The sequence below is a fragment of the Streptomyces sp. NPDC018031 genome (genome assembly GCF_044327625.1).
Lineage (GTDB): Bacteria > Actinomycetota > Actinomycetes > Streptomycetales > Streptomycetaceae > Streptomyces.
This window is the reverse complement of record NZ_JBIRFT010000005.1, coordinates 95,327-113,760: the sequence shown is the minus strand read 5'-3', so window position 1 is coordinate 113,760 and position 18,434 is coordinate 95,327. Positions and strand designations below refer to the sequence as shown.

Genomic DNA, 18,434 nt, shown 5'->3' with positions numbered 1-18,434 from the left:
GCGGGGTGGACGGCGCGGCGGTCTGCCGCCGGTCAGGACGCGCCGGCGCGGCGGGGGCGCTCCGGGGCGGCCCCGCCGGCCCGGTCCCCGGTCTCCGCCGCGAGCCGCTCCTCCACCTTCCGCTGGATGTGGTTCATGCTCCCCAGCCAGCGGTCGGTGTCGGTGGCGCGGGCCGCGTAGTAGTCCCCCACCTCCGGGTGCGGAAGGATGAGGAAGCGGTCCGCGGCCATGCCGGCGAAGACCGCCGCGGCGACGGCCTCCGGCTCGATCGCGGTCGGCGCGAGGACCACCTCGCCGGTGGGGCCGGTGGCCCGCAGCATGTCGGTGCGGACCCCCTGCGGGCAGACCGCGTGCACCTTCACGCCCCGGTGCCGGTAGGTCGCGGCCAGCCACTCGGCGAACGCCAGCGCCGCGTGCTTGGACACGCTGTAGGGCGCGGAGCCGACCATGGTGAGCAGGCCGGCCGCGGAGACGGTGGCGACGAAGCGGCCGTCACCGCGTTCGAGCCAGTCGGGCAGCAGCTCGCGCGCGGCCCGGACGTGCGCCATCACGTTGACGTCCCAGGCGTCGGCCCAGACCTGTTCGGCGGCCTCGGGCCCGCCGACCGGGGCGACACCGGCGTTGGCGCAGTAGACGTCGATGGTGCCGCCGAGCGCCTCGCGGGCCCGCGGCACCACGTCGGAGGCGTCCCCGGGGACGGCGGTACCGCCGATCTCGCCGGCCACCCGGGCGGCCTTGGCGGCGTCCAGATCGTTCACCACCACCCGGGCGCCCTCTTCCGCGAAGCGGCGGGCGAGGGCCGCTCCGATGCCGCCGCCCGCCCCGGTGACCACTACCCGCGCGCCGCGCACCGTCTCCATCTGCCGCATCTCCCTCTCAGCCGGGTCTCCGCCGGCCCCGGTCACCCGGTGGCCAGGGGCAGACTAACCGGTCGGTATGTATCCGACCACCCCTCGCGCGGGCACCGCGGCGCACAGCGGGACACCGGGGTCGGGAGGCGCCTGCGGCCACCCCCGCGCGGACACCGCGGCGCGCCCGGCCACCGGGGTGACCGGGCGCGCCGCGACCAGCAGCCGGGCGGATCGCCGCCCGGCCGGCTTACCCGCCGGCCCGGCGCAGCAGGGCCTCGGCGATGGCGACCTGGGCCGGCTCCAGGGCGGTCCTGCCGTCCTCGACGTCCCACAGCGCGTTCTGCAGCACCCGGCCGAGGGTCCAGCCGGTGGCCCGCCGCCGGTCCAGTCCGAGGGCTTCGGTCAGCAGGTCGAAGCGGCGGAGTACGGCGCGTTCCACGTCGCCCGTCGCCACCACCTCGTCCCACCGGTTGTCCAGGGCCGGCAGCAGCTCGAACCCGGGGTCGCCGGCCAGCGGTTCGGGGTCGATGGCCAGCCAGGGCTCCCGCTCCCCGGCGAGGACGTTGTCGTAGTGCAGGTCCCAGTGGAGCAGCCGGTCGCCGGGTTCGCCGAGCAGTTCGGCCACCGCGGACGCGCAGACGCGCACCAGCCGCCGCTCGGCGGGGTCGCGCAGGGCCGGCGCGGCCCCGGGGGCCTGGTGGACCAGGCCGGCCGCGACGTCGGACAGCCGCCGCAGGCCCGCGGGCGCGGGCACCGAGGTCAGCCGGGCCATCAGTCCGGCCAGGATGCGCATGGCGGTGCGGTCGTCGGCCACCGAGGACAGCGACCGGCTCGCGTCCAGCCGCTCCAGCAGCTGGGTGCCGGACTCCTCGTCGTGGTCGAGCAGCCGCACGATGCCCTCGCCGCGCCACGCCCGCAGGCCGGCGGCGACGCCGGCGGTCTCCTCCCGGGGCTGCTGGAGCTTGAGGACGGCCGGCGCGCCGTCGGCCCGGAGCACGGGCAGCACGAGCGAGGCCATACCGTGCGCGGCCGGACCGTCGGGGCGCAGGTCCCAGCGGTCGAGGAAGTCGCCGCCGAGGCGGGGCAGCCCGGCGACCCAGGCGCGCGCCCGGTCGTCGCCGGCGCCGTAGGACGCGGCGAACGCGTCCGGCACGTCGATGGGATGCGACGTGGTCATGGAAAGGTCTCCTTCGTGGGGTTCCGCGACTCCGCGGACGGGAGTCGCAGGGACGGCGGACGAAGGAGCCGGCGGGGGTGCCCGGGCCGCGGGCAGGGGTCAAAGCATGTGCCCAGCCTAGCCGTTGCGGATCAGCTCCGGCGGGCCGGGAGCCGGCCGGCGCGGTGCCGGGCGTGCTCGCGCAGCAGTCCGCTCCAGAGCAGGTCCAGCGGCCGTCCGGCGCCGTACCCGGCGAGTTCCCCGCGCCGGACGAACGCGCCGGCCAGCACCTGGAGTCCGGGGCCGGGGCCGTCTGCCACCGCCAGCGCCCGCAGCCCGCGGGCGGCCGGGCCGCCCATCCGGCCCGCCGCGACCGCCTCCGCTATCCCGCGGGTGACCGGCAGGCAGCCGTGCAGCACCCCGGAGGTCAGCAGTTCCAGTCCGTACGGAAGGGTGTCGATCTCGGCGGCGATCCACAGCTCCTCCCGGTAGCGGCCGCCGAACCAGCCCCGCAGGAAGGCCGGGATCAGACCGCTGCCGGCGACGGCGAGCGGGAGTCCGGGCAACGCGTGGGCGGGCACCGTGGTGCCGGGCAGCCGCTCCGGCGGGAGGTTGGTCAGCAGGGACAGCCCGCTGCGCCGCCATTCCAGGACGTCGTAGCCGGCCAGCCGGTCGTCGGGCCCGCCGGTGGTGAGGGTGCTGCCGCAGACCAGGTCGAGTTCCCTGTCGTCCAGCCTGGCCAGCAGTTCGGCGGTGCGCACATGAGCGACGGTCAGCCGCACCCCGGAGTCCTGGAACGGGCCGGCCACCCGCCGCACCGCGTCGAGCAGATAGCCCAGGGTGTAGCGGGTGGAGCCGACGGCCAGCCGGGCGTCCGGGCCGCGGCGGCCGTCCAGTTCCCCGGTCCACCCGGCCAGGGTGGACCGGGCCAGCTCGGCGAGCGCGGCACCGGTGGCGGTGAAGTGCACCCGCTCGCCGCGGCCGCGCCGGAGGACCAGCGGCTCGCCGCAGACCGCGCCCAGGTTGCGGTTCATGGTGTCGAGCTGCTTCTGCACGCTGGCCTGGCCGCGGCCCAGCAGCCGCGCGGCCTCCCGCGCGGTGCCGGCCTCCCGGACCGCGAGCAGGGTGCGCAGCTGGTCCATGGTGGTCTCCAGCAGCTCCGGGGGGATCCGGCCGGACACGGACGGGCGGTCTCCTTCGGCGGCCTGCATTCCGGTCATCTTGGTAGGCCCCGGCGCGGCGGGTCAAACGCTCCCGGGACGAGGCGCGTTGGCGCCCGGGGACCCGCCGGCGCGCGGCCCGGCGGCCGCCCGGCCCCGGCCGGAATTCCCCCGGCCCGGAATTGCCCGGGATCCATTTCGCGTTCCGGTACGTCCAACCGGCAAGGATTCGAGTCCGCACCAGCGGAGGTGGGATGCAGTGGCCGGTTTCAGAGCGCTCGCGCGAGAGGTGCGCAATCCGCACAGACACATCGCCGGACGGCGCACCTCACTGCGTAAATGCCTGGAAAGGTTCGCACCCTACGGCCATCGGGCGACCTGGCACCATCTGTGCGCCCGGGCCGGGATCGCCCCGGAGGACCGGGCCCCGGACCCGGCCCGGCTGATCCGGGCGCTGGAGGAGCTGGAGGAGGCGCGGGACGTGTGGCTCGGCTACGAAGCCGAGTTCGCCGAGCGCCGCCGGCAGGAGAAGCAGCTGGGCATCCGGCAGCCCAGCGCCGTCGAGGAGTGGCATCTGCGTACCTGGGGCGGGTGCGACATCGTCCCTTGCGGGAGTCCCACGACCCACCCGCACGCCCGGCTGGCGGCCGTGCTGCGCCGCATGATCCGGGCGATGGAGTCGGGGCCGGGCGGCGGCTGCCCGGTCTGCGCCGAGGAGCACCTGGTCTGGCGGGAGGACCTGGATCACCGCCCGGGGGCGGGTCCGGTGTGCACCGGCTGCGGCATCGTGGTGCCGGTCCCGCTGCTCACTCCGCGGGCGCTGGGCGCCGCCCGGCGCTCGCCGTACCAGCACCGGTTCGCGGCCGCCTGACCCGGCCGGGGCCGCCGGCCGGCCGCCGCGGCGCGGTGTTCGTCACCGGGTGCCGGGCTCCGGTGCGGGCCTGGGAACGCGGTGCGCCGGTGGCCGGCCGCGGTCTCAGTACCCTTCTTCCGGGCAGTCGGTGCCGCACAGCGCCGGTTCCGGGAGGGCCGGGGCCGGGTCATCCGGGCAGTCGGTGCCGCACGGCGCCGGTTCCGGGTGGGCCGGGGCCGGGTCATCCGGGCAGTCGGTGCCGCACGGCGCCGGTTCCGGGTGGGCCGGGGCCGGGCCGGCGGCCGGGTGGCCCCCGGTGGCCGCTCCCGTCTGGTCCGCCCAGGCGCCCGCGCCGCCGTCCACCCGCAGGCGTCGGGCGCCGGGCCCGTCGGCTCCGAGCCGGTCGTAGGGGTTGGACAGCGCGCACCGGTCCAGCGACAGGCAGCCGCAGCCGATGCAGTCGGACAGCCGGTCCCGCAGCTCGGCGAGCTGCGCTATGCGCTCGTCCAGGTCCTCGCGCCACAGTTCCGACAGGCGGGTCCAGTCCTCGCGGGTGGGGGTGCGCTCCTCGGGCAGCGAGGCGAGCGCCTCCCGGACCGTGGCCAGCGGGATGCCCACCCGCTGGGCGGTACGGATGAAGGTGACCCTGCGTAGCGCGTCACGGCTGTAGCGGCGCTGGTTCCCGGCCGTCCGGCGGCTGCTGATCAGCCCCTTGGCCTCGTAGAAGCGCAGCGCGGAGACGGCTGCCCCGCTGCGCGCGGAGAGCTGTCCGACGGTCAGTTCCTTGATGCGGAGCGGGATCTGCGGCACGGAGGTCACCCTACGCGAAGCGCGACCGGGCCCGGCGTTGACAGCGGGGCACCGCGAAAGCATGCTGAGCAAGCGCTTGGTAATCCAGCCCCGGGAGGCATTAGATGGCAGAGCCCACGATCTTCCACTCGCTCGACGACCTGCGGGCCGCCGTCGGCCGGGAGCTCGGCCCCACCGACTGGCTCGACGTCGACCAGCGGCGGATCGACCTGTTCGCCGAGGCCACCGGGGACCACCAGTGGATCCACGTGGACCCGGTACGGGCGGCCGACGGACCCTTCGGCGCGACCATCGCACACGGCTATCTGACACTCTCCCTGCTGCCGCTGTTCACCCCGCAGCTGATCCGGGTCGAGGGGGTGCGGATGGGCGTCAACTACGGCGTCAACAAGGTCCGGTTCCCCGCCCCGGTGCCGGTCGGCTCGCGGCTGCGCGCCACCGCCCAGATCACCGAGGTCACCGAGGTCAAGGGCGGTGTGCAGCTGGCGACCGGGGTGACGGTGGAGCGCGAGGGCGGCGAGAAGCCGGTGTGCGTGGCGGAGTCGGTGAGCCGCTTCACCTTCTGAGCGGCACCTTCCGGTTCCGGGTGGAGCCCTCGCGGCGGACGCCCCGCCCCGTCGGCCGCTCGGCACCGCGGCCCGCGGGCGGAACGGCGCCACGACGTGGCGGCCGCGGAGAACCCGCCGCTCGGCCGCGAAGGGCGGCCGGGCCACCCGCGACCGACGGCCGCCACGCGGACCGGGTGCCCCGCCGGCGGCGCGGCCCCCGGTCCGGCTCAGGCCCCGGCCGCGCCCACCATGCGGAGCACCAGGTCGGCGTACATGTCGCCGACCTGGTCGGGGGTGCGGCGGCCTTCCGGGCTGAACCAGCGGGCCACGTCGATACACAGGGACAGCACCGCGAGGGTGGTGCCGGGGACGTCCGGGACGTCAAAGCCGCCGGAGCGGACGCCGTCCTCGATGATGGCCCGGACCGCCGCGTCGATCTCGCGCCGCCTGGCCGCGATCTCGGTGTAGTGCTCCTCGCTGAGCGCTCCCAGCTCGTACTGGACCACCCGCGCGGTGGTGTGGTGCTCGGCGTGCCAGCGGACGAACGAGCGGACCACCGCCGCCAGCCGCTCGGCCGGGGTGCCGCCGCCGTTCGCCGCGTCCCGGACGATGCCCAGGGCGAGCCGGTGGCCGACCCCGCTGATCTGGAAGAGCAGCTCTTCCTTGGTCTTGTAGTGGATGTAGAGCGCGGCGGGGCTCATACCGGCGCGGCCCGCGATGTCCCGGGTGGTGGTCGCGTGGTATCCGCGCTCGGCGAAGGCCTGGACAGCGGCGATCACCAGCCGCCGGGCGGCGTCCGGGCTGATGTCGGCCCACGACCCGGTGTTGTCGCTCTTGTTCGCCTCCGCACTCATGGCGGACACCCTACACGGAGCGTGAGCAAGCGCTTAGACGTCGAGGCGGGCCGTTCCGTCGGCCTCGCGAGCCCCGCCCGCGCCGGGCCCCGCGCCGCCCCGGCGGCCGGACCGCTCCCCCGGGCCCCGGCGCCTCAGAACGCCGAGACGCCGGTGAGCGCGCGCCCGATCAGCAGCTTGTGGATCTGGCTGGTGCCCTCGTAGAGCGTCATCACCCGGGCGTCCCGGAGCAGCTTGCCCACCGGGTACTCGTCGATGTACCCGTAGCCGCCGAAGACCTGGAGGGCGTTGTTGGCACAGCGCACCGCGGCCTCGCCGGCGAAGAGCTTGGCGACCGAGGACTCGGTGGCGAAGGGCTCCCCGCGGTCGATGAGGTCGGCGACCTGCCAGGTCAGCAGCCGGGCCGCGGCCACGTCGACGGCGATGTCGGAGATCAGTTCCTGGACGAGCTGGTGGTGCGCGATGGTCTTCCCGAACTGCTCCCGCTCCCCGGCGTAGGCCACCGCGGCGTCCAGGCACGCCTGCGCGATGCCCACGCAGCCGGCGGCCACCGACATCCGCCCCTTGGCCAGCGCGGACATGGCGACCGAGAAGCCCTTGCCCGCCGGGGCGACCATCGCCGTCGCGGGGACCCGGACGGCGTCCAGCACCAGCTCGGCGGTGGCCTGGCCGCGCAGGCCCAGCTTGCCGTGGACCGGGCGGCGCTCCAGGCCGGGGGCGTCGGCGGGCACCAGGAAGGCGCTGATCCCGCGGTGCCCGGGTGCCTCGCCGGTGCGGGCGAAGAGCAGCACCACGTCCGCCCAGGTGCCGTTGGTGATGAACATCTTGCTGCCGGTGATCAGGTAGTCGTCCCCGTCCGGGACCGCGCGGGTGGTCAGGCCGGCCGCGTCCGACCCGGTGCCGGGCTCGGTCAGCCCGAAGCAGCCCAACGCCTCGCCGGAGCACAGCCGGGGCAGCCACTCCCGCTTCTGCTCCTCGCTGCCCCAGGCGGCGATCGACTTGGCCACCAGGCCGAGCGAGACGGAGAGGATGCCGCGGACCGAGGAGTCGCCGCGGCCCAGTTCCTCGGTGACGAGCACATAGGACAGGTGGTCGCCGCCGGAGCCGCCGTACTCCTCGGGGACGGTCAGCCCGAGGAAGCCCAGGGCGCCCAGTCTCGCGACGATGCCCCGGTCCACGCTCTCGGCGCGGTCCCAGTCGGCGGCGTGCGGGGTGACCTCGCGGGCGACGAAGTCCCGGGCGAGTCCGCGGACCGCGGTCTGCTCCTCGGTGAGCGCGAGATCCATGGGAGCACCTTCCTGGAGTCGGGTCCGCCGCGCGGGACGTCCTGCCGGACCGGCTGCCGCCGGTCGCGCCGCCCCTTAAATTAGCAGCGCTAGTTTTAGGGGGGAAGCCTCTACGATGTGGCGCATGGCACGTCCCCGCAAGCCCCTGCTCAGCCGGGAGCGCATCGTCGGCACAGCCCTGGCCCTCGTGGACGCGGAGGGGCTCCAGGCGGTGTCCACCCGCCGGCTGGCCGCCGAACTCGGCGTCAGCGGCCCCTCCCTGTACAACCACTTCACCACCAAGGACGAGATCCTCGACGCGGTCGCGGACACCGTGGTGGCCCAGGTCGACGTGTCGATGTTCGGCGACGGCACGGACTGGCGCCCGGCGCTGCTGGCCTGGGCCCGCTCCTACCGCGCGGCGCTCTCCGATCACCCGCACATCGTGCCGTTCCTCGCCCAGGGCCCCGGCCGCCGCCCGGCCGGCCTGCGGATGGCCGACGCGGTCTTCGGCGGCATGGTCGACGCGGGCTGGCCGCCCGCACACGCCACCCGGATCGGCGCCCTGATGCGTTACTTCGTCGCCGGTTCGGCGCTCGCCTCGTTCGCGCGCGGCTTCGTCGACGACGCGACGGCCTACGACCCGGGCGACTACCCGCACCTGGGCCAGGCCCACCTGCTCGCCGAGCACCAGCAGCAGGTGGACCAGGGGGCGTTCGAGACCGGGCTGACCGCCCTGCTGGACGGGCTGGAGCTGCAGTTCGCGCGGGTGACCGGCCGCCGTCCGGCCCCGGACGGCGGCTGACCGGGGCGGACCCGCGGAGCCGGACGCGGCGGCCGCCCGCGGCGGTCCCGGGCCCCGGGCCGCCGGCGCCCCCGCCCCCGGCGGGCGAGGTGTCGGACGGGGCGTCTCGTCCGCTGGGCCAGGGTCTATCGGAGGGCAGCGAGGACCCGGGTCCGCAACGTCTCGTCCGCGAGGGTGTCAGGGCTCCGCCACTCGGACGCGCTCACTTCCTCTTCCTGCAACCTCACTTCCACCGGCCCCGTGGTAGCGAACAGGTACCGAACGTCCGCATGCTGGTGCGCCGGCTCGCCTTTGGCCTCGTTCGCGGGAATGTCGTGCACGTCGATGTGAACGGGGTCGGGCAGCAGCGGCGCGATACTCGCCCGAATGCCCGTCTCCTCGGTGAGTTCGCGGAGCGCGGCACCCATCAAGTTCTCGTCCATGGGTTCCAGATGGCCGCCCGGAGTCAGGTACTTCCCGAGCGCCTTGTGTCGGATGAAGAGCACCTCCCCGCTCTCGTTGACCAGCACGGCCCCGGCCGTGACGTGCAGCGGGCACGTGGTGCGGCGGGTCAGGTCGTCGCCATGGTCCAACCGCTCCAGGACGACGGACAGAACGGCTTTCTCCGCCGGGTTCGCGTCGCTGTACTCGGTCACGATCTCGCGGATGTGTTCGGGTGTGATCGGCATGGTTCGGTCACCTGTTGTTGTAGTAGTGGAGCCACGTCGCGGCGATCGTGCTTCGGTCCGCCGCGGGGATGTCATGCATGGTGGCGTCAAGGTCGCCCCGTGCGAGAGCGCACACGCCCGCAATGATCTCGGCTTGCACCAGGAAGATGAACGGTCCCACGGACGCGCCATGGATGAAGTTGACCGCCTCACCCCCGTTGAGCAAGTAGAAGTAGTGGCCGGTCGTGCTGTAGCGGGTGACGTGCTCTCCCGCGCTGTGCCTGGTGTAGCCGTTCGGCAACCCCTCCAACTCCAACTCATCCTCCGAGCTGGTCACGGTGGCGACGTAGGCCCCGTTCTTGAGTTCGGGGAAGTCCTCGCCCCGCAGGGACAGTGAGCCCGTGGCGCAGAGGACGAGCCCCGCGTTCTTCAACGCGTTGTCCCGCTCTCGGGCAACGCTGAACCCCTGCGAAAGTGCTTGTGTCCGCCGCACGGGGTCGATGTCGTACACCGTGACGTGCACCCCCTTGGCGTGCAGCAGACGAGCGATTGAGCTGCCGAGCTTGCCGAAGCCGAGAACCAGCGCGGGCCGACCGTGCAGGATGTCGCCCCGCTCCCGTAACAGGGCTTCGGTGGAGAACACCACTGACTGGCCGACCAAAAAGTCTTCCGGGTCCTTGAGCGGGCTCCGCGCCACCGAGACGACCGGACACGGCAGCTTGTCCCGCTGGGCGTAGCGCTTGTGGCCGTTCTCGGTGTCCTCGACCACGCCGAGCACTTTCCCGGAGAACCGTTCACACAGCACATCCAGCGAGGACGCGAAGTAGCCGCCCACGTCCAACAGCACGAGCGGCTCACCGGCCGCCCTGGTTTCCAGGTAGGTCACGGCGGTGTCGGCGTCCGCGAACAGCGAGCGGGACAACTCGTCAACCACGTACGTCCGCTCAACCTCGCGGCGCGCGGGAATGTGCACGGACCGGGGCTTGGGCAGCACGGCCCGCAGGTTCGACACCTTCCCCACGGCGTGCACGAACAGGGGCCGTTCGGGGAGCATGTGTGTCACCAACAGCGATGACGGGGGCTCGGCAGGGGTGAATCGCCGGGCAATGCGGGAGAAGTACGCGTCCATCCGTGCTCGTTCTGAGGTCTCCACAGGACACCCCTCCTTGTGTTCGTTCGGCATGGCGTTGAGTCCGGTCGGCTGCCGAACGCTCTTGCCGACTGCCGACCGGGGCATGAATGCGGTGGTCTTGGTCTGGTGCCGCCCCCGGCCGGGGGGGGTTGGGGTTGTCGCCGGCCGAGCCGGGGGCGGGGCACATGGGTTATCGGCGAGAGGCCGTGATCTGACGCCTGACGACGACTCCGGCGTAATCGCCGATGGTGCATGACGTGCCGTCGGCGAAGATGAAGTGCTTGCCGCTCTCCGCGGTGAACATGTTCCGGAGTTCCCGGAACTGGCCCTCCCATTTCAGCAGGTCCGTCCGCCGGACTTCGCGGGCGGTCACTCTTCGCACCTCGTAGAGGACGTTCCCCGGGTCACCGGTAGGGATCGGCATACCAGAACCCCCAGACGACCAGAACCAGCACGGCAACGCACAGCACCCAGAACGCCCCGGCCCGGAACACGCGTACCGCGAACAAGGCACGGCGCCGTAAGTTGTCCACCTCGATCTCTCCTGTCGCCACCATCTGACCGGTGTCTTCTTTCCGCCGTTGCACTCGGGGCGTGGGCGGTCCGCTGCCATTGCCCGCCTTACAACCCGCGCATGGGCCCCTCCCTGAGCGGGTGATCCTTCCTCGCACTAGGCAACCGCGTGACTACGGAGCGCGCTACGGTTGCAACAACCCTGGTTTTTAAGAGCTTTAAGCGGCTACCGCAGGAGGGATCACGTGGGCACACGTACGCCGAACGAAGGGTTAGTGAGGCTGTACCGCGAGACCGGCTGGACGCTGCGGCAGTTCGTCCAAGCGGTGAACCGCCTCGGGACCGAACGCGGGTCCCCACTGCGGTACCGCGAGCCGTCCGCTCATCAGTGGCTCGGGGGGACCATCCCGAAGGAGCCCGTTCCGGTTCTGATCGTGGAGGCTCTGTCCCGCCGGCTCGGGCGGCCCATCGCCCACGCCGATGCAGGTTTCCCACCCCCTCAGTGCGAGTCGAACGCGGATCCGGGTATCGATACCGTTGACGGCTTACTGAACCTCGAAAGGCAGCCCATGGACGCGTCACGTCGCGGGGTACTCGGTGCGGGGTTGTTCTCGGTCGCTCTCACCATCCCCGGATGGCAGGATGTCGTCGGCCGAATGGAATCCATCAAGGCCAATCCCCATGCGCGGATCGGCCAGGCCGAGGTCGAGGCGGTCACCGCGATGACCGATCGCCTGTCAGGTTTGGACGGCGAGTTCGGTGGCCGATATGCGCGGCCGATGGCTGCGACATTTCTCGCCAGCACCGTTGCCCCATACCTGAGAGCCAGCGCGTCCGCGGAGATCCGCCAGAGCATGATGTCCGCCGCTTCCTTCCTCTGTTATTTGACAGGGTGGATGGCGGTGGACGAAGGGCTGCACGGCCTTGCACAACGTTATTACGTGAAGAGCCTGGAACTCGCAGGTGCAAGCGGCGATCATATGGCCTACTGCCATGTGCTCCGCGGCATGTCCGTTCAAGCGGCAACCCTGGGGCACGGCGCACCAGCAGTACGGTTGGCGAACGCTGCCGCCGAAGCATCACCAGCATCTACGCCTCGAATGCGTGCGTTCCTCTCTGGACAGCAAGCGCACGCCTATGCCTTGGCCGGCGAACGCGCGAACGCACTCAACAGCATCAAGGAGGCGGAGCGAGCAGTAAATCAGGCTGAAAGCCAGTTCGGAACGTTCGGTGGCTTCACTTCGGCGACACTTGCCTACGCGACATCAGAAGTGAGGTATGCCCTGGGGGATGCGAAAGGGAGTGTTGCATCGTTGCAGGCTCATTTCCCTTTGCGTGACTCCAGCGACTCCCGCCGCTCGGAAATCCGCTTCGGCGCCATGCTGGCAGAACGACAGCTGGAGCTGGGCCATCTGGAAGCCGCATGCCACAAATGGAACAAGATCCTGGATGATTACCCGGCCATCCACTCAGGGCGAGTGGACCAGCACGTGGCGACCATCCCCGCACTCCTTCGCCCTTACCGCTCGAACCCGATCGCCCGGGATGTGTACGAGCGCGCGCTGAAAGCCCGCAAACCAGCCTGAGCCGCCGCGGCCACGTTGCTCGGGATCAGGTCCATGTGCGGTGGCAGCATCGCCCGAGGGCGATCCCTCGGCCGCTACCCGAAGACCACCAGGGCCCGCCCGCCGCGGCCGGCGAGCATCGCCTCGAACGCGGCCGGGATGCCCTCGAGCCCGATCCGCTCGGTCACCATCGCGCCCAGGTCGAGCCGTCCGGCGCGGACGTGCTCGGCGATCACCGGCAGGTCCCGGGCCGGGTCGCTGTTCCCGTAGACGCAGCCGGACAGCGTCCGGCCGAAGTAGAACAGCTCCAGCGCCGAGAACGACACCTGATGGTCCTTGCCGCCGATGCCGACGACGGTGGTGCGGCCGCCCCGGCGGGTGGCCGACCAGGCGGTGCGGATGGTGTCGGCGCGGCCCACGCACTCCACCGCGACGTCCGCCCCGTGTCCCCCGGTCAGCCGGCGGATCCGCTTGGGCACCTCCTTGCCGGCGTCCGCGCCGGCCACCACGAACTCGGTCGCCCCGGCCGCCCGTGCCAGTTCCTCCTTGGCGGGTGAGACGTCCACCGCGACGATCGTGGCGGCGCCCGCGAGCCGCGCCGACTGGAGGACGGCCAGGCCCACGCCGCCCACCCCGAAGACGGCGACCGACTCGCCCGCCCGGACCCGCGCCGAGTGGTGGACCGCCCCGTAGCCGGTGAGGACCGCGCAGCCGAGCAGTGCGGCGTCGGTCAGCGGCACCCCCGGCGGCAGCGGCAGCACGGCCCGCTCCGGGACGACGGTCTCCTCGGCGAACACCGCGGTGCCCAGGCCCGGGTAGAGCGCGGTGCCGTCGGCGGCGAGGGTGGCGTACGGGATGTCGGCGGCGGTCGCCGCGTCGGCGCACAGCCAGGGCTCGTCGAGACCGCAGAAGTGGCAGTCACCGCAGGCCGGCGCCCAGTTGAGGACGACCGGGTCACCGGGCGCCACGGTACGGACGCCCTCGCCCACCGCGACGACGGTGCCGGCCCCCTCGTGGCCGAGGACGGCCGGGGCGGGCTGCCGCAGGGTGCCGTTGGACAGCGACAGGTCGGAGTGGCACACCCCCGCGGCGGCGAGCCGGATCCGCACCTGGCCGGGCCCGGGGGCCGGCAGGTCGATCTCGGTGATCCGGAGCGGGGCGTTGACGGCGGTCAGGACGGCGGCGCGGACCATGGGTCTCCTCGGGCGGAGCGGACGGACGGGACGACGGGGCGCGGGCGGGCCGGCGCCGGCGCCCGGAGCGGGCACGGGACGGACGGACCGGGAGGACGAGCGGGCGGGACGGATGGGGGCCCGCCGGGTTGACGGACCCGCCGGCGGCGGCGGTGGTCACCGTGGTGCGCCCGGCGGGCGTCCCGGCCCGGTGGCGAGCGCCGCGCCGGACCGGGGCCGCGCCGCTCAGAACTGCAGCGACTTGGTCTGCAGGTACTCCGCGAGGCCGTGCACGCCGAGTTCGCGGCCCAGCCCGGACTGCTTGTAGCCGCCGAACGGCGCCAGCGGGTTGAAGCGTCCGCCGTTGATGTCGACCTGCCCGGTGTGCAGGCGCCGGGCGAAGGCGGCCGCGGTCGCCTCGTCGGCGGACCAGACCGCGCCGGACAGGCCGTACACGGTGCCGTTGGCGATGCGCACGGCGTCGTCCTCGTCGGCGTAGGGCAACACGGCGAGCACCGGCCCGAAGATCTCCTCCTGGGCGATGGTCATGTCGGGGGTGACGTCGGCGAAGACGGTCGGCCGCACGTAGTGGCCGCGCTCCAGGCCCTCGACGGGGTCCGTGCCGCCCACGACGATCCGCGCCCCCTCCGCCACCCCGCGCTCGATGTATCCGCGCACCCGGTCCAGTTGCTTGGCGCTCACCAGCGGGCCCAGTCGGGTGGCGGGGTCCAGCGGGTCGCCGGGGACGTACTTGGCGGCGGCCGCGACGGCGAGCTCCACCGCCTCCGCGTAGCGGTCGGCGGGGACCAGCATCCGGGTCCAGGCGCTGCAGGTCTGGCCGGAGTTGGCGAAGACGTTGGCGATCCCGACGCCGACCGCGCGGCCCAGGTCGGCGTCGGGCAGGATCACGTTCGCGGACTTGCCGCCCAGTTCCAGGGCGAGGCGCTTGATGCCGCCGCCGGCGACGGCGCCGATCCGCCTGCCGACCTCGGTGGAGCCGGTGAAGGACACCAGGTCCACGTCCGGGTGCTCGGCCAGCGCCTGACCGGCCACCGGGCCGACCCCGGTGACCAGGTTGAACACTCCGGCCGGGAGGCCCACGGCGTGCACCGCCTCGGCGAAGAGCTGGGCCACCAGGGGGGTGTCCTCGGCGGGCTTGACCACCACGGTGCAGCCGGCCGCGAGCGCCGGGGCGACCTTGGCGACGATCTGGTGCAGCGGGTAGTTCCAGGGGGTGATGGCGCCCACCACGCCCACCGGCTCGTGCAGCACGGTGGAGTTGCCGATCCGCTCCTCGAAGGAGTGCCGGGCGGCGAGTTCGGCGTACGAGCCGGCCACCGTGATGGGCGCGCCGGACTGGACGCCCTGCGCGAAGGAGATCGGGGCACCGAGCTCGGCGGTGATGGTGGCGGCGATGTCCTCCCGCCGGGCGGCCAGTTCGTCCCGGAGCGCGGCGAGCCGGGCGGCGCGCTCGGCGGGCGGGGTGGCGGCCCAGCCGGGGAAGGCGGCCCGGGCCGCGCGGACCGCGGCGTCCACGTCCTCGGCGGTGCCGGCCGGGACCCGGCCGACGACCTGCTCGTCGGCCGGGTTGAGCACCTCGATCGTGTCGTCGCCCAGGGCCGGCCGCCACCGGCCGTCGATGTACATACGGTCGTACAGCCCGTCGTGGACGCCCATGGTCACCCTCCCGCGCGGCAGCTTGGTCACCAGGCCAAACTAGCGCCGGTAGTTTTGGGTGGCCAGGGGGCGTGGAGTGCCCTCGATCACGTCACCCCGGCGGTCGGCCGGGCCTCGGTGAGGTGGGCGAAGACCACGATGTTGGCAGCGTAGCCGCTGCGGTGGTCGAAGTCCCCGCCGCAGGTGAGCAGCCGCAGTTCGGAGCGTCCCCGGGCGCCGTACACGCGGGCGTCGGGGAAGTCCGCCTTGTCGAAGGTGCGCACCGCGTCGACGGTGAAGACGGCGGTGCGCCGGTCCTCGCGCGCCACTTCGATCAGGTCGCCGCGGCGCAGGTCGTCCAGGTTGAGGAAGACCGCGGGACCGGTCCGGGTGTCCCGGTGCCCGACGATCACCGCGGTCCCCCGCTCGCCGGGGGCGGGGCCGCCGCGGTACCAGCCGGCCAGCCTCGCCTCGTCCACCGGCGGGGTCCGCAGGCGTCCGTGCCCGTCCAGGCCGAGGCCGGTGACCGGCGCCTCCAGGGCGAGGGCGGGGATGGCGATCGCGGTCGCGGGCGAGTGCGGCAGCGGCGGGTGGGCCGGGGCGACCGGCCGCGGGTCGGCGGCCGGCACGTGGTCCACGGCACGGTAGAGCGACCAGCCGCCGGCGGCGAGCGCCAGGGCCGCGCCCACCGTCAGCAGCAGACGGCAGACGCGGCCCGGCGAGCGCGGCGCGGGCCGTCGGTCAGGCCGCGCCATGGGTACGGCGGCGGGCCCGGCGGACCAGGTAGAGCCCGGCGACGCCGGCGACACCCGCGGCGAGGGTTCCGGTGATCGCGGCTGCTCCCGGGCCGTCCGACCCGTCGTCCGCGGTGCCGCCGCCGCCGGCGCCGACCGGGCCGCGCAGCGGGGCCCCGGTGTCGGTGTGCGCCTCGGCCGGGGCGCCGGCCTGGGCGCCGGACCTGCCCTCGGTGCCGGAGGCCCGGTCGGTGCCGCTGGAGTCCGGCCCGTCGGCCCCGGGGAAGGAGTCGGAGCCGTCCGCCGCCAGGGTCCCGTCCTCTTCCAGGACCTCGTCCTCCTCGACCGACTCCGGCTCGACCACGTCCTCCTCGCCCGAGCCGCCGGGGTCCGCCTGAGTGCTCTGGGTGCCCTGGGTGCCGGGGCTTCCGGCCGCCGGGCTCGCCGAGGCGGCGTTCTTGGCCCCGCAGTCGACGCGGAACACCTTCTGCTTGCCCACACCGTCCGTGCCCTCGCGGTTCCAGGTGAGCCGGTACTCGCCGTCGGGCAGGGTCAGCCGTTCGGTGCGGCCCAGGCCGCCGGCCAGGCTGATGCCGCCGGACAGGCCGCCGACCTCGACGTTCACCCCCAGCGGGAGGATCGAATAGGTGAGCTCCTGGATCGAGTCGAAGTTCTTTCCGAGCAGGTAGAACTCGCAGACCCGGGAGTCGTCGCGCTGGCCCGCGATGGGGGCTCCGGCGCTGCGGACCTTGACGTCGCCGCCGTCGCCCGGTGCCGCCGCGGCGCCCGGGGCGGCGGCGAACAGGGCGGCGCCGGTACAGGCGAGTACGGCGAGGGCGGACGCGCCCGGACGGGCGCCGGGGACGGCGGGGGTTGGTGAGGTGGACACGCGTGCTCCTTCAAGCCCGTGGGGGTGTCGTACATGCGGTGCAGTCACCTGACAACCTGACACGGCGATCGGAGCAGCTCCCGGCAAAACCGTTCCAAAGAGCTGATTATCCCTCAATCAGCCCATATTCGATTCAGTGCGGGGGTGCGCCGGAGGGAGACCGCGGCGGTCCGGGCGGAGGGGCCGGGGCGTCGGAGCCCGGGACGTGGATCGCCCCGGAGGTGCCCGGCGCCGTCGGCTCCGCCCGTCCGCCTCCCGCGCGCCGGCCTCCGCGCGTCCCTCGGCGGGCGCCGCCGGGCCCGGGCGGTCAGACGATGCCGAACAGCAGCCCGGCGCCGAGGACCACCAGCGAGGTGAGCGCCGCCCACTTCACGGTGAACCGGGTGTGGTCGCCGAACTCCACCTTCGCCATGCCGGTGAGGACGTAGACGGCGGGCACCAGCGGGCTGGACATGTGGAGGGCCTGGCCGACCAGGGAGGCCCGCGCGATCTCCAGCGGGTCGACGCCGTGCGCGGCTCCGGCCTCGGCCAGGATCGGCACGATGCCGAAGTAGAACCCGTCGTTGGACATGAAGTAGGTCAGCGGGATGCTGAGCACGCCGGTGACCAGCGCCATGTGCGGGCCGAGCCCGTCGGGCACGCCGTCGACGAGCCAGCGCGCCATGTGGTCGACCATGCCGGTGCCGGTGAGCACGCCGGTGAAGACGGCCGCGGCGAAGACCATGCCGGAGACGTTGACGACGTTCTCCGCGTGGGCGGCGATCCGCGCCTTCTGGTCCGGCATGTGCGGGAAGTTGACGGTGAGCGCGACCGCCGCGCCGAGCAGGAAGAGCACCGGGATGGGCAGCACCTCCATGATCATCAGGGTGAGCAGGGCCACGGTGAGCGCGGCGTTGAACCAGTACAGCCGCGGCCGCAGGGTCGGCCGGCCCGGGTCCAGCGCCGGGGAGTCGCCATCAGCCCCGTCGGCCCCATCAGCCCCGTCGGTCCCGTCGGTCGGAGCGCCGGTGGCGCCGGAGCCGGCCGCCGGACCCGCGGCCCGCGCGGTGGCCGGCGCGCCACCGCCACCGGCGGCGACCAGCAGTTCGCCCTCCCGCGCCGACCGGTCGTCCAGGGCGAGCAGGCCCAGCCGGCGCCGCTCCCGGACGCCGAGCACATAGGCGAGGAAGAAGACGAAGACCAGGCCGGCCGCGAGCGCCGGGATCATGGGGACGAAGACGTCGCCCGCGTCGACCTTGAGCGCGGTGGCCGCGCGGGCGGTGGGGCCGCCCCACGGCAGGGTGTTCATCACCCCGTTCGCCATCGCCGCCACCCCGGTCATCACCACCAGGCTCATCTTCAGCCGGCGGTAGAGCGGGTACATCGCGGACACCGTGATCATGAACGTGGTGGAGCCGTCGCCGTCCAGCGAGACGATCGCGGCGAGCACCGCGGTACCGACCACGATGCGCATCGGGTCCGCCTTGCAGAACCGCAGGATGCCCCGGACGATCGGGTCGAAGAGCCCGACGTCGATCATGACTCCGAAGTAGATGATCGCGAACATCAGCATCGCGGCGGTGGGCGCGAGGCTCCCGATGCCGTCGAGGACATACGTCCCGAGGTGGGCGCCCTTCCCGACGAACACGCAGAACAGCGCGGGGACGATCACCAGCGCCGCCAGCGGGGACATCTTCTTCATCATGATCAGCACAAGGAATGTGGCGATCATGACGAATCCGAGGACTGTCAGCATGCGCTCACCTCACGTTCACCCCGTGGATTCGGTGCCGCCGGGTGGCGGTCGAGGTGACGTTAGGGGCCGCGACTTTCCGTCAGCAAGGA

At 73.4% G+C, this 18,434-nt stretch carries 18 protein-coding genes and 1 pseudogene; 4 read left to right on the top strand and 15 right to left on the bottom strand.

The window, feature by feature from the left end:
- Positions 1-32: 32 nt before the first annotated feature.
- The 3 genes from ACH4B3_RS15090 to ACH4B3_RS15080 form a co-directional block, all read right to left on the bottom strand.
- Positions 33-860 (bottom strand): SDR family oxidoreductase, encoded by an 828-nt coding sequence (locus ACH4B3_RS15090; RefSeq protein ID WP_398463268.1) that lies wholly within the window; start codon positions 858-860, stop codon positions 33-35.
- Between the two features lie 238 nt (positions 861-1,098).
- The gene (locus ACH4B3_RS15085; protein WP_398463267.1) at positions 1,099-2,028 is read right to left on the bottom strand and encodes an aminoglycoside phosphotransferase family protein; all 930 of its coding nucleotides are present in this window, start codon (positions 2,026-2,028) and stop codon (positions 1,099-1,101) included.
- Between the two features lie 131 nt (positions 2,029-2,159).
- Entirely contained in the window at positions 2,160-3,188 is a 1,029-nt protein-coding gene (locus tag ACH4B3_RS15080; protein WP_398463266.1) for a LysR family transcriptional regulator, read from the bottom strand.
- Between the two features lie 238 nt (positions 3,189-3,426).
- Between ACH4B3_RS15080 and ACH4B3_RS15075 the strand changes: the two genes are divergently transcribed.
- Positions 3,427-4,038, top strand: coding sequence for a hypothetical protein (locus ACH4B3_RS15075; protein ID WP_398463265.1), 612 nt, complete (start codon positions 3,427-3,429; stop codon positions 4,036-4,038).
- A 234-nt stretch (positions 4,039-4,272) separates the two neighbouring features.
- Here the strand turns inward: ACH4B3_RS15075 and soxR are convergent.
- Positions 4,273-4,830, bottom strand: a pseudogene (soxR, locus tag ACH4B3_RS15070) (redox-sensitive transcriptional activator SoxR); the annotation flags it as partial.
- A 104-nt stretch (positions 4,831-4,934) separates the two neighbouring features.
- Here soxR and ACH4B3_RS15065 point away from each other — a divergent pair.
- Positions 4,935-5,396, top strand: a complete 462-nt coding sequence (locus ACH4B3_RS15065; protein ID WP_398463264.1) for a MaoC family dehydratase — start codon at positions 4,935-4,937, stop codon at positions 5,394-5,396.
- A gap of 209 nt (positions 5,397-5,605) precedes the next feature.
- Here the strand turns inward: ACH4B3_RS15065 and ACH4B3_RS15060 are convergent, their stop codons facing one another.
- On the bottom strand, positions 5,606-6,232 hold the full coding sequence (locus ACH4B3_RS15060; RefSeq protein WP_398463263.1) for a TetR/AcrR family transcriptional regulator: 627 nt from the start codon (positions 6,230-6,232) through the stop codon (positions 5,606-5,608).
- A 134-nt stretch (positions 6,233-6,366) separates the two neighbouring features.
- A complete protein-coding gene (locus ACH4B3_RS15055; protein ID WP_398463262.1) occupies positions 6,367-7,518 on the bottom strand; it encodes an acyl-CoA dehydrogenase family protein in 1,152 nt (383 codons plus the stop codon).
- 124 nt (positions 7,519-7,642) lie between these two features.
- Between ACH4B3_RS15055 and ACH4B3_RS15050 the strand changes: the two genes are divergently transcribed.
- Positions 7,643-8,302, top strand: coding sequence for a TetR/AcrR family transcriptional regulator (locus tag ACH4B3_RS15050; protein WP_398463261.1), 660 nt, complete (start codon positions 7,643-7,645; stop codon positions 8,300-8,302).
- A gap of 125 nt (positions 8,303-8,427) precedes the next feature.
- Here the strand turns inward: ACH4B3_RS15050 and ACH4B3_RS15045 are convergent, their stop codons facing one another.
- The 4 genes from ACH4B3_RS15045 to ACH4B3_RS15030 all read right to left on the bottom strand — a co-directional run bounded on the left by ACH4B3_RS15045 (position 8,428) and on the right by ACH4B3_RS15030 (position 10,614).
- Positions 8,428-8,970 carry an NUDIX hydrolase gene (locus tag ACH4B3_RS15045; protein ID WP_398463260.1) on the bottom strand — a complete coding sequence of 181 codons (543 nt, stop codon included), beginning with the start codon at positions 8,968-8,970 and terminating at the stop codon, positions 8,428-8,430.
- A gap of 7 nt (positions 8,971-8,977) precedes the next feature.
- Positions 8,978-10,102 (bottom strand): adenosylhomocysteinase, encoded by a 1,125-nt coding sequence (locus tag ACH4B3_RS15040; RefSeq protein ID WP_398463259.1) that lies wholly within the window; start codon positions 10,100-10,102, stop codon positions 8,978-8,980.
- Between the two features lie 169 nt (positions 10,103-10,271).
- A complete protein-coding gene (locus ACH4B3_RS15035; protein WP_398463258.1) occupies positions 10,272-10,505 on the bottom strand; it encodes a hypothetical protein in 234 nt (77 codons plus the stop codon).
- Positions 10,486-10,614, bottom strand: coding sequence for a hypothetical protein (locus ACH4B3_RS15030; protein WP_398463257.1), 129 nt, complete (start codon positions 10,612-10,614; stop codon positions 10,486-10,488). The genes ACH4B3_RS15035 and ACH4B3_RS15030 overlap by 20 nt, the downstream gene beginning before the upstream one ends.
- Before the next feature lie 225 nt (positions 10,615-10,839).
- Between ACH4B3_RS15030 and ACH4B3_RS15025 the strand changes: the two genes are divergently transcribed.
- Positions 10,840-12,180, top strand: coding sequence for a tetratricopeptide repeat protein (locus tag ACH4B3_RS15025; RefSeq protein ID WP_398463256.1), 1,341 nt, complete (start codon positions 10,840-10,842; stop codon positions 12,178-12,180).
- Positions 12,181-12,254: 74 nt separating this feature from the next.
- Here ACH4B3_RS15025 and ACH4B3_RS15020 read toward each other — a convergent pair whose 3' ends face one another.
- The 5 genes from ACH4B3_RS15020 to ACH4B3_RS15000 all read right to left on the bottom strand — a co-directional run bounded on the left by ACH4B3_RS15020 (position 12,255) and on the right by ACH4B3_RS15000 (position 18,345).
- Positions 12,255-13,352, bottom strand: coding sequence for a zinc-binding dehydrogenase (locus tag ACH4B3_RS15020; RefSeq protein WP_398463255.1), 1,098 nt, complete (start codon positions 13,350-13,352; stop codon positions 12,255-12,257).
- Positions 13,353-13,577: 225 nt separating this feature from the next.
- Positions 13,578-15,008 (bottom strand): aldehyde dehydrogenase family protein, encoded by a 1,431-nt coding sequence (locus ACH4B3_RS15015; protein WP_398463539.1) that lies wholly within the window; start codon positions 15,006-15,008, stop codon positions 13,578-13,580.
- Positions 15,009-15,094: 86 nt separating this feature from the next.
- Positions 15,095-15,676 (bottom strand): class F sortase, encoded by a 582-nt coding sequence (locus tag ACH4B3_RS15010; RefSeq protein ID WP_398463254.1) that lies wholly within the window; start codon positions 15,674-15,676, stop codon positions 15,095-15,097.
- Positions 15,677-15,728: 52 nt separating this feature from the next.
- Complete coding sequence (locus ACH4B3_RS15005) at positions 15,729-16,610, bottom strand: hypothetical protein (protein ID WP_398463253.1); 882 nt, start codon at positions 16,608-16,610, stop codon at positions 15,729-15,731.
- A gap of 307 nt (positions 16,611-16,917) precedes the next feature.
- Positions 16,918-18,345: a CitMHS family transporter gene (locus ACH4B3_RS15000; RefSeq protein WP_398463252.1), complete on the bottom strand. Its 1,428-nt coding sequence runs from the start codon at positions 18,343-18,345 to the stop codon at positions 16,918-16,920.
- Between the last annotated feature and the right edge of the window lie 89 nt (positions 18,346-18,434).

Coding starts and splice junctions, on each gene's coding strand:
- ACH4B3_RS15090 (WP_398463268.1), bottom strand. CDS start 860: ATGGAGACGGTGCGCGGCGCGCGGGTAGTGGTCACCGGGGCGGGCGGC.
- ACH4B3_RS15085 (WP_398463267.1), bottom strand. CDS start 2,028: ATGACCACGTCGCATCCCATCGACGTGCCGGACGCGTTCGCCGCGTCC.
- ACH4B3_RS15065 (WP_398463264.1), top strand. CDS start 4,935: ATGGCAGAGCCCACGATCTTCCACTCGCTCGACGACCTGCGGGCCGCC.
- ACH4B3_RS15060 (WP_398463263.1), bottom strand. CDS start 6,232: ATGAGTGCGGAGGCGAACAAGAGCGACAACACCGGGTCGTGGGCCGAC.
- ACH4B3_RS15055 (WP_398463262.1), bottom strand. CDS start 7,518: ATGGATCTCGCGCTCACCGAGGAGCAGACCGCGGTCCGCGGACTCGCC.
- ACH4B3_RS15050 (WP_398463261.1), top strand. CDS start 7,643: ATGGCACGTCCCCGCAAGCCCCTGCTCAGCCGGGAGCGCATCGTCGGC.
- ACH4B3_RS15045 (WP_398463260.1), bottom strand. CDS start 8,970: ATGCCGATCACACCCGAACACATCCGCGAGATCGTGACCGAGTACAGC.
- ACH4B3_RS15035 (WP_398463258.1), bottom strand. CDS start 10,505: ATGCCGATCCCTACCGGTGACCCGGGGAACGTCCTCTACGAGGTGCGA.
- ACH4B3_RS15020 (WP_398463255.1), bottom strand. CDS start 13,352: ATGGTCCGCGCCGCCGTCCTGACCGCCGTCAACGCCCCGCTCCGGATC.
- ACH4B3_RS15015 (WP_398463539.1), bottom strand. CDS start 15,008: ATGGGCGTCCACGACGGGCTGTACGACCGTATGTACATCGACGGCCGG.
- ACH4B3_RS15000 (WP_398463252.1), bottom strand. CDS start 18,345: ATGCTGACAGTCCTCGGATTCGTCATGATCGCCACATTCCTTGTGCTG.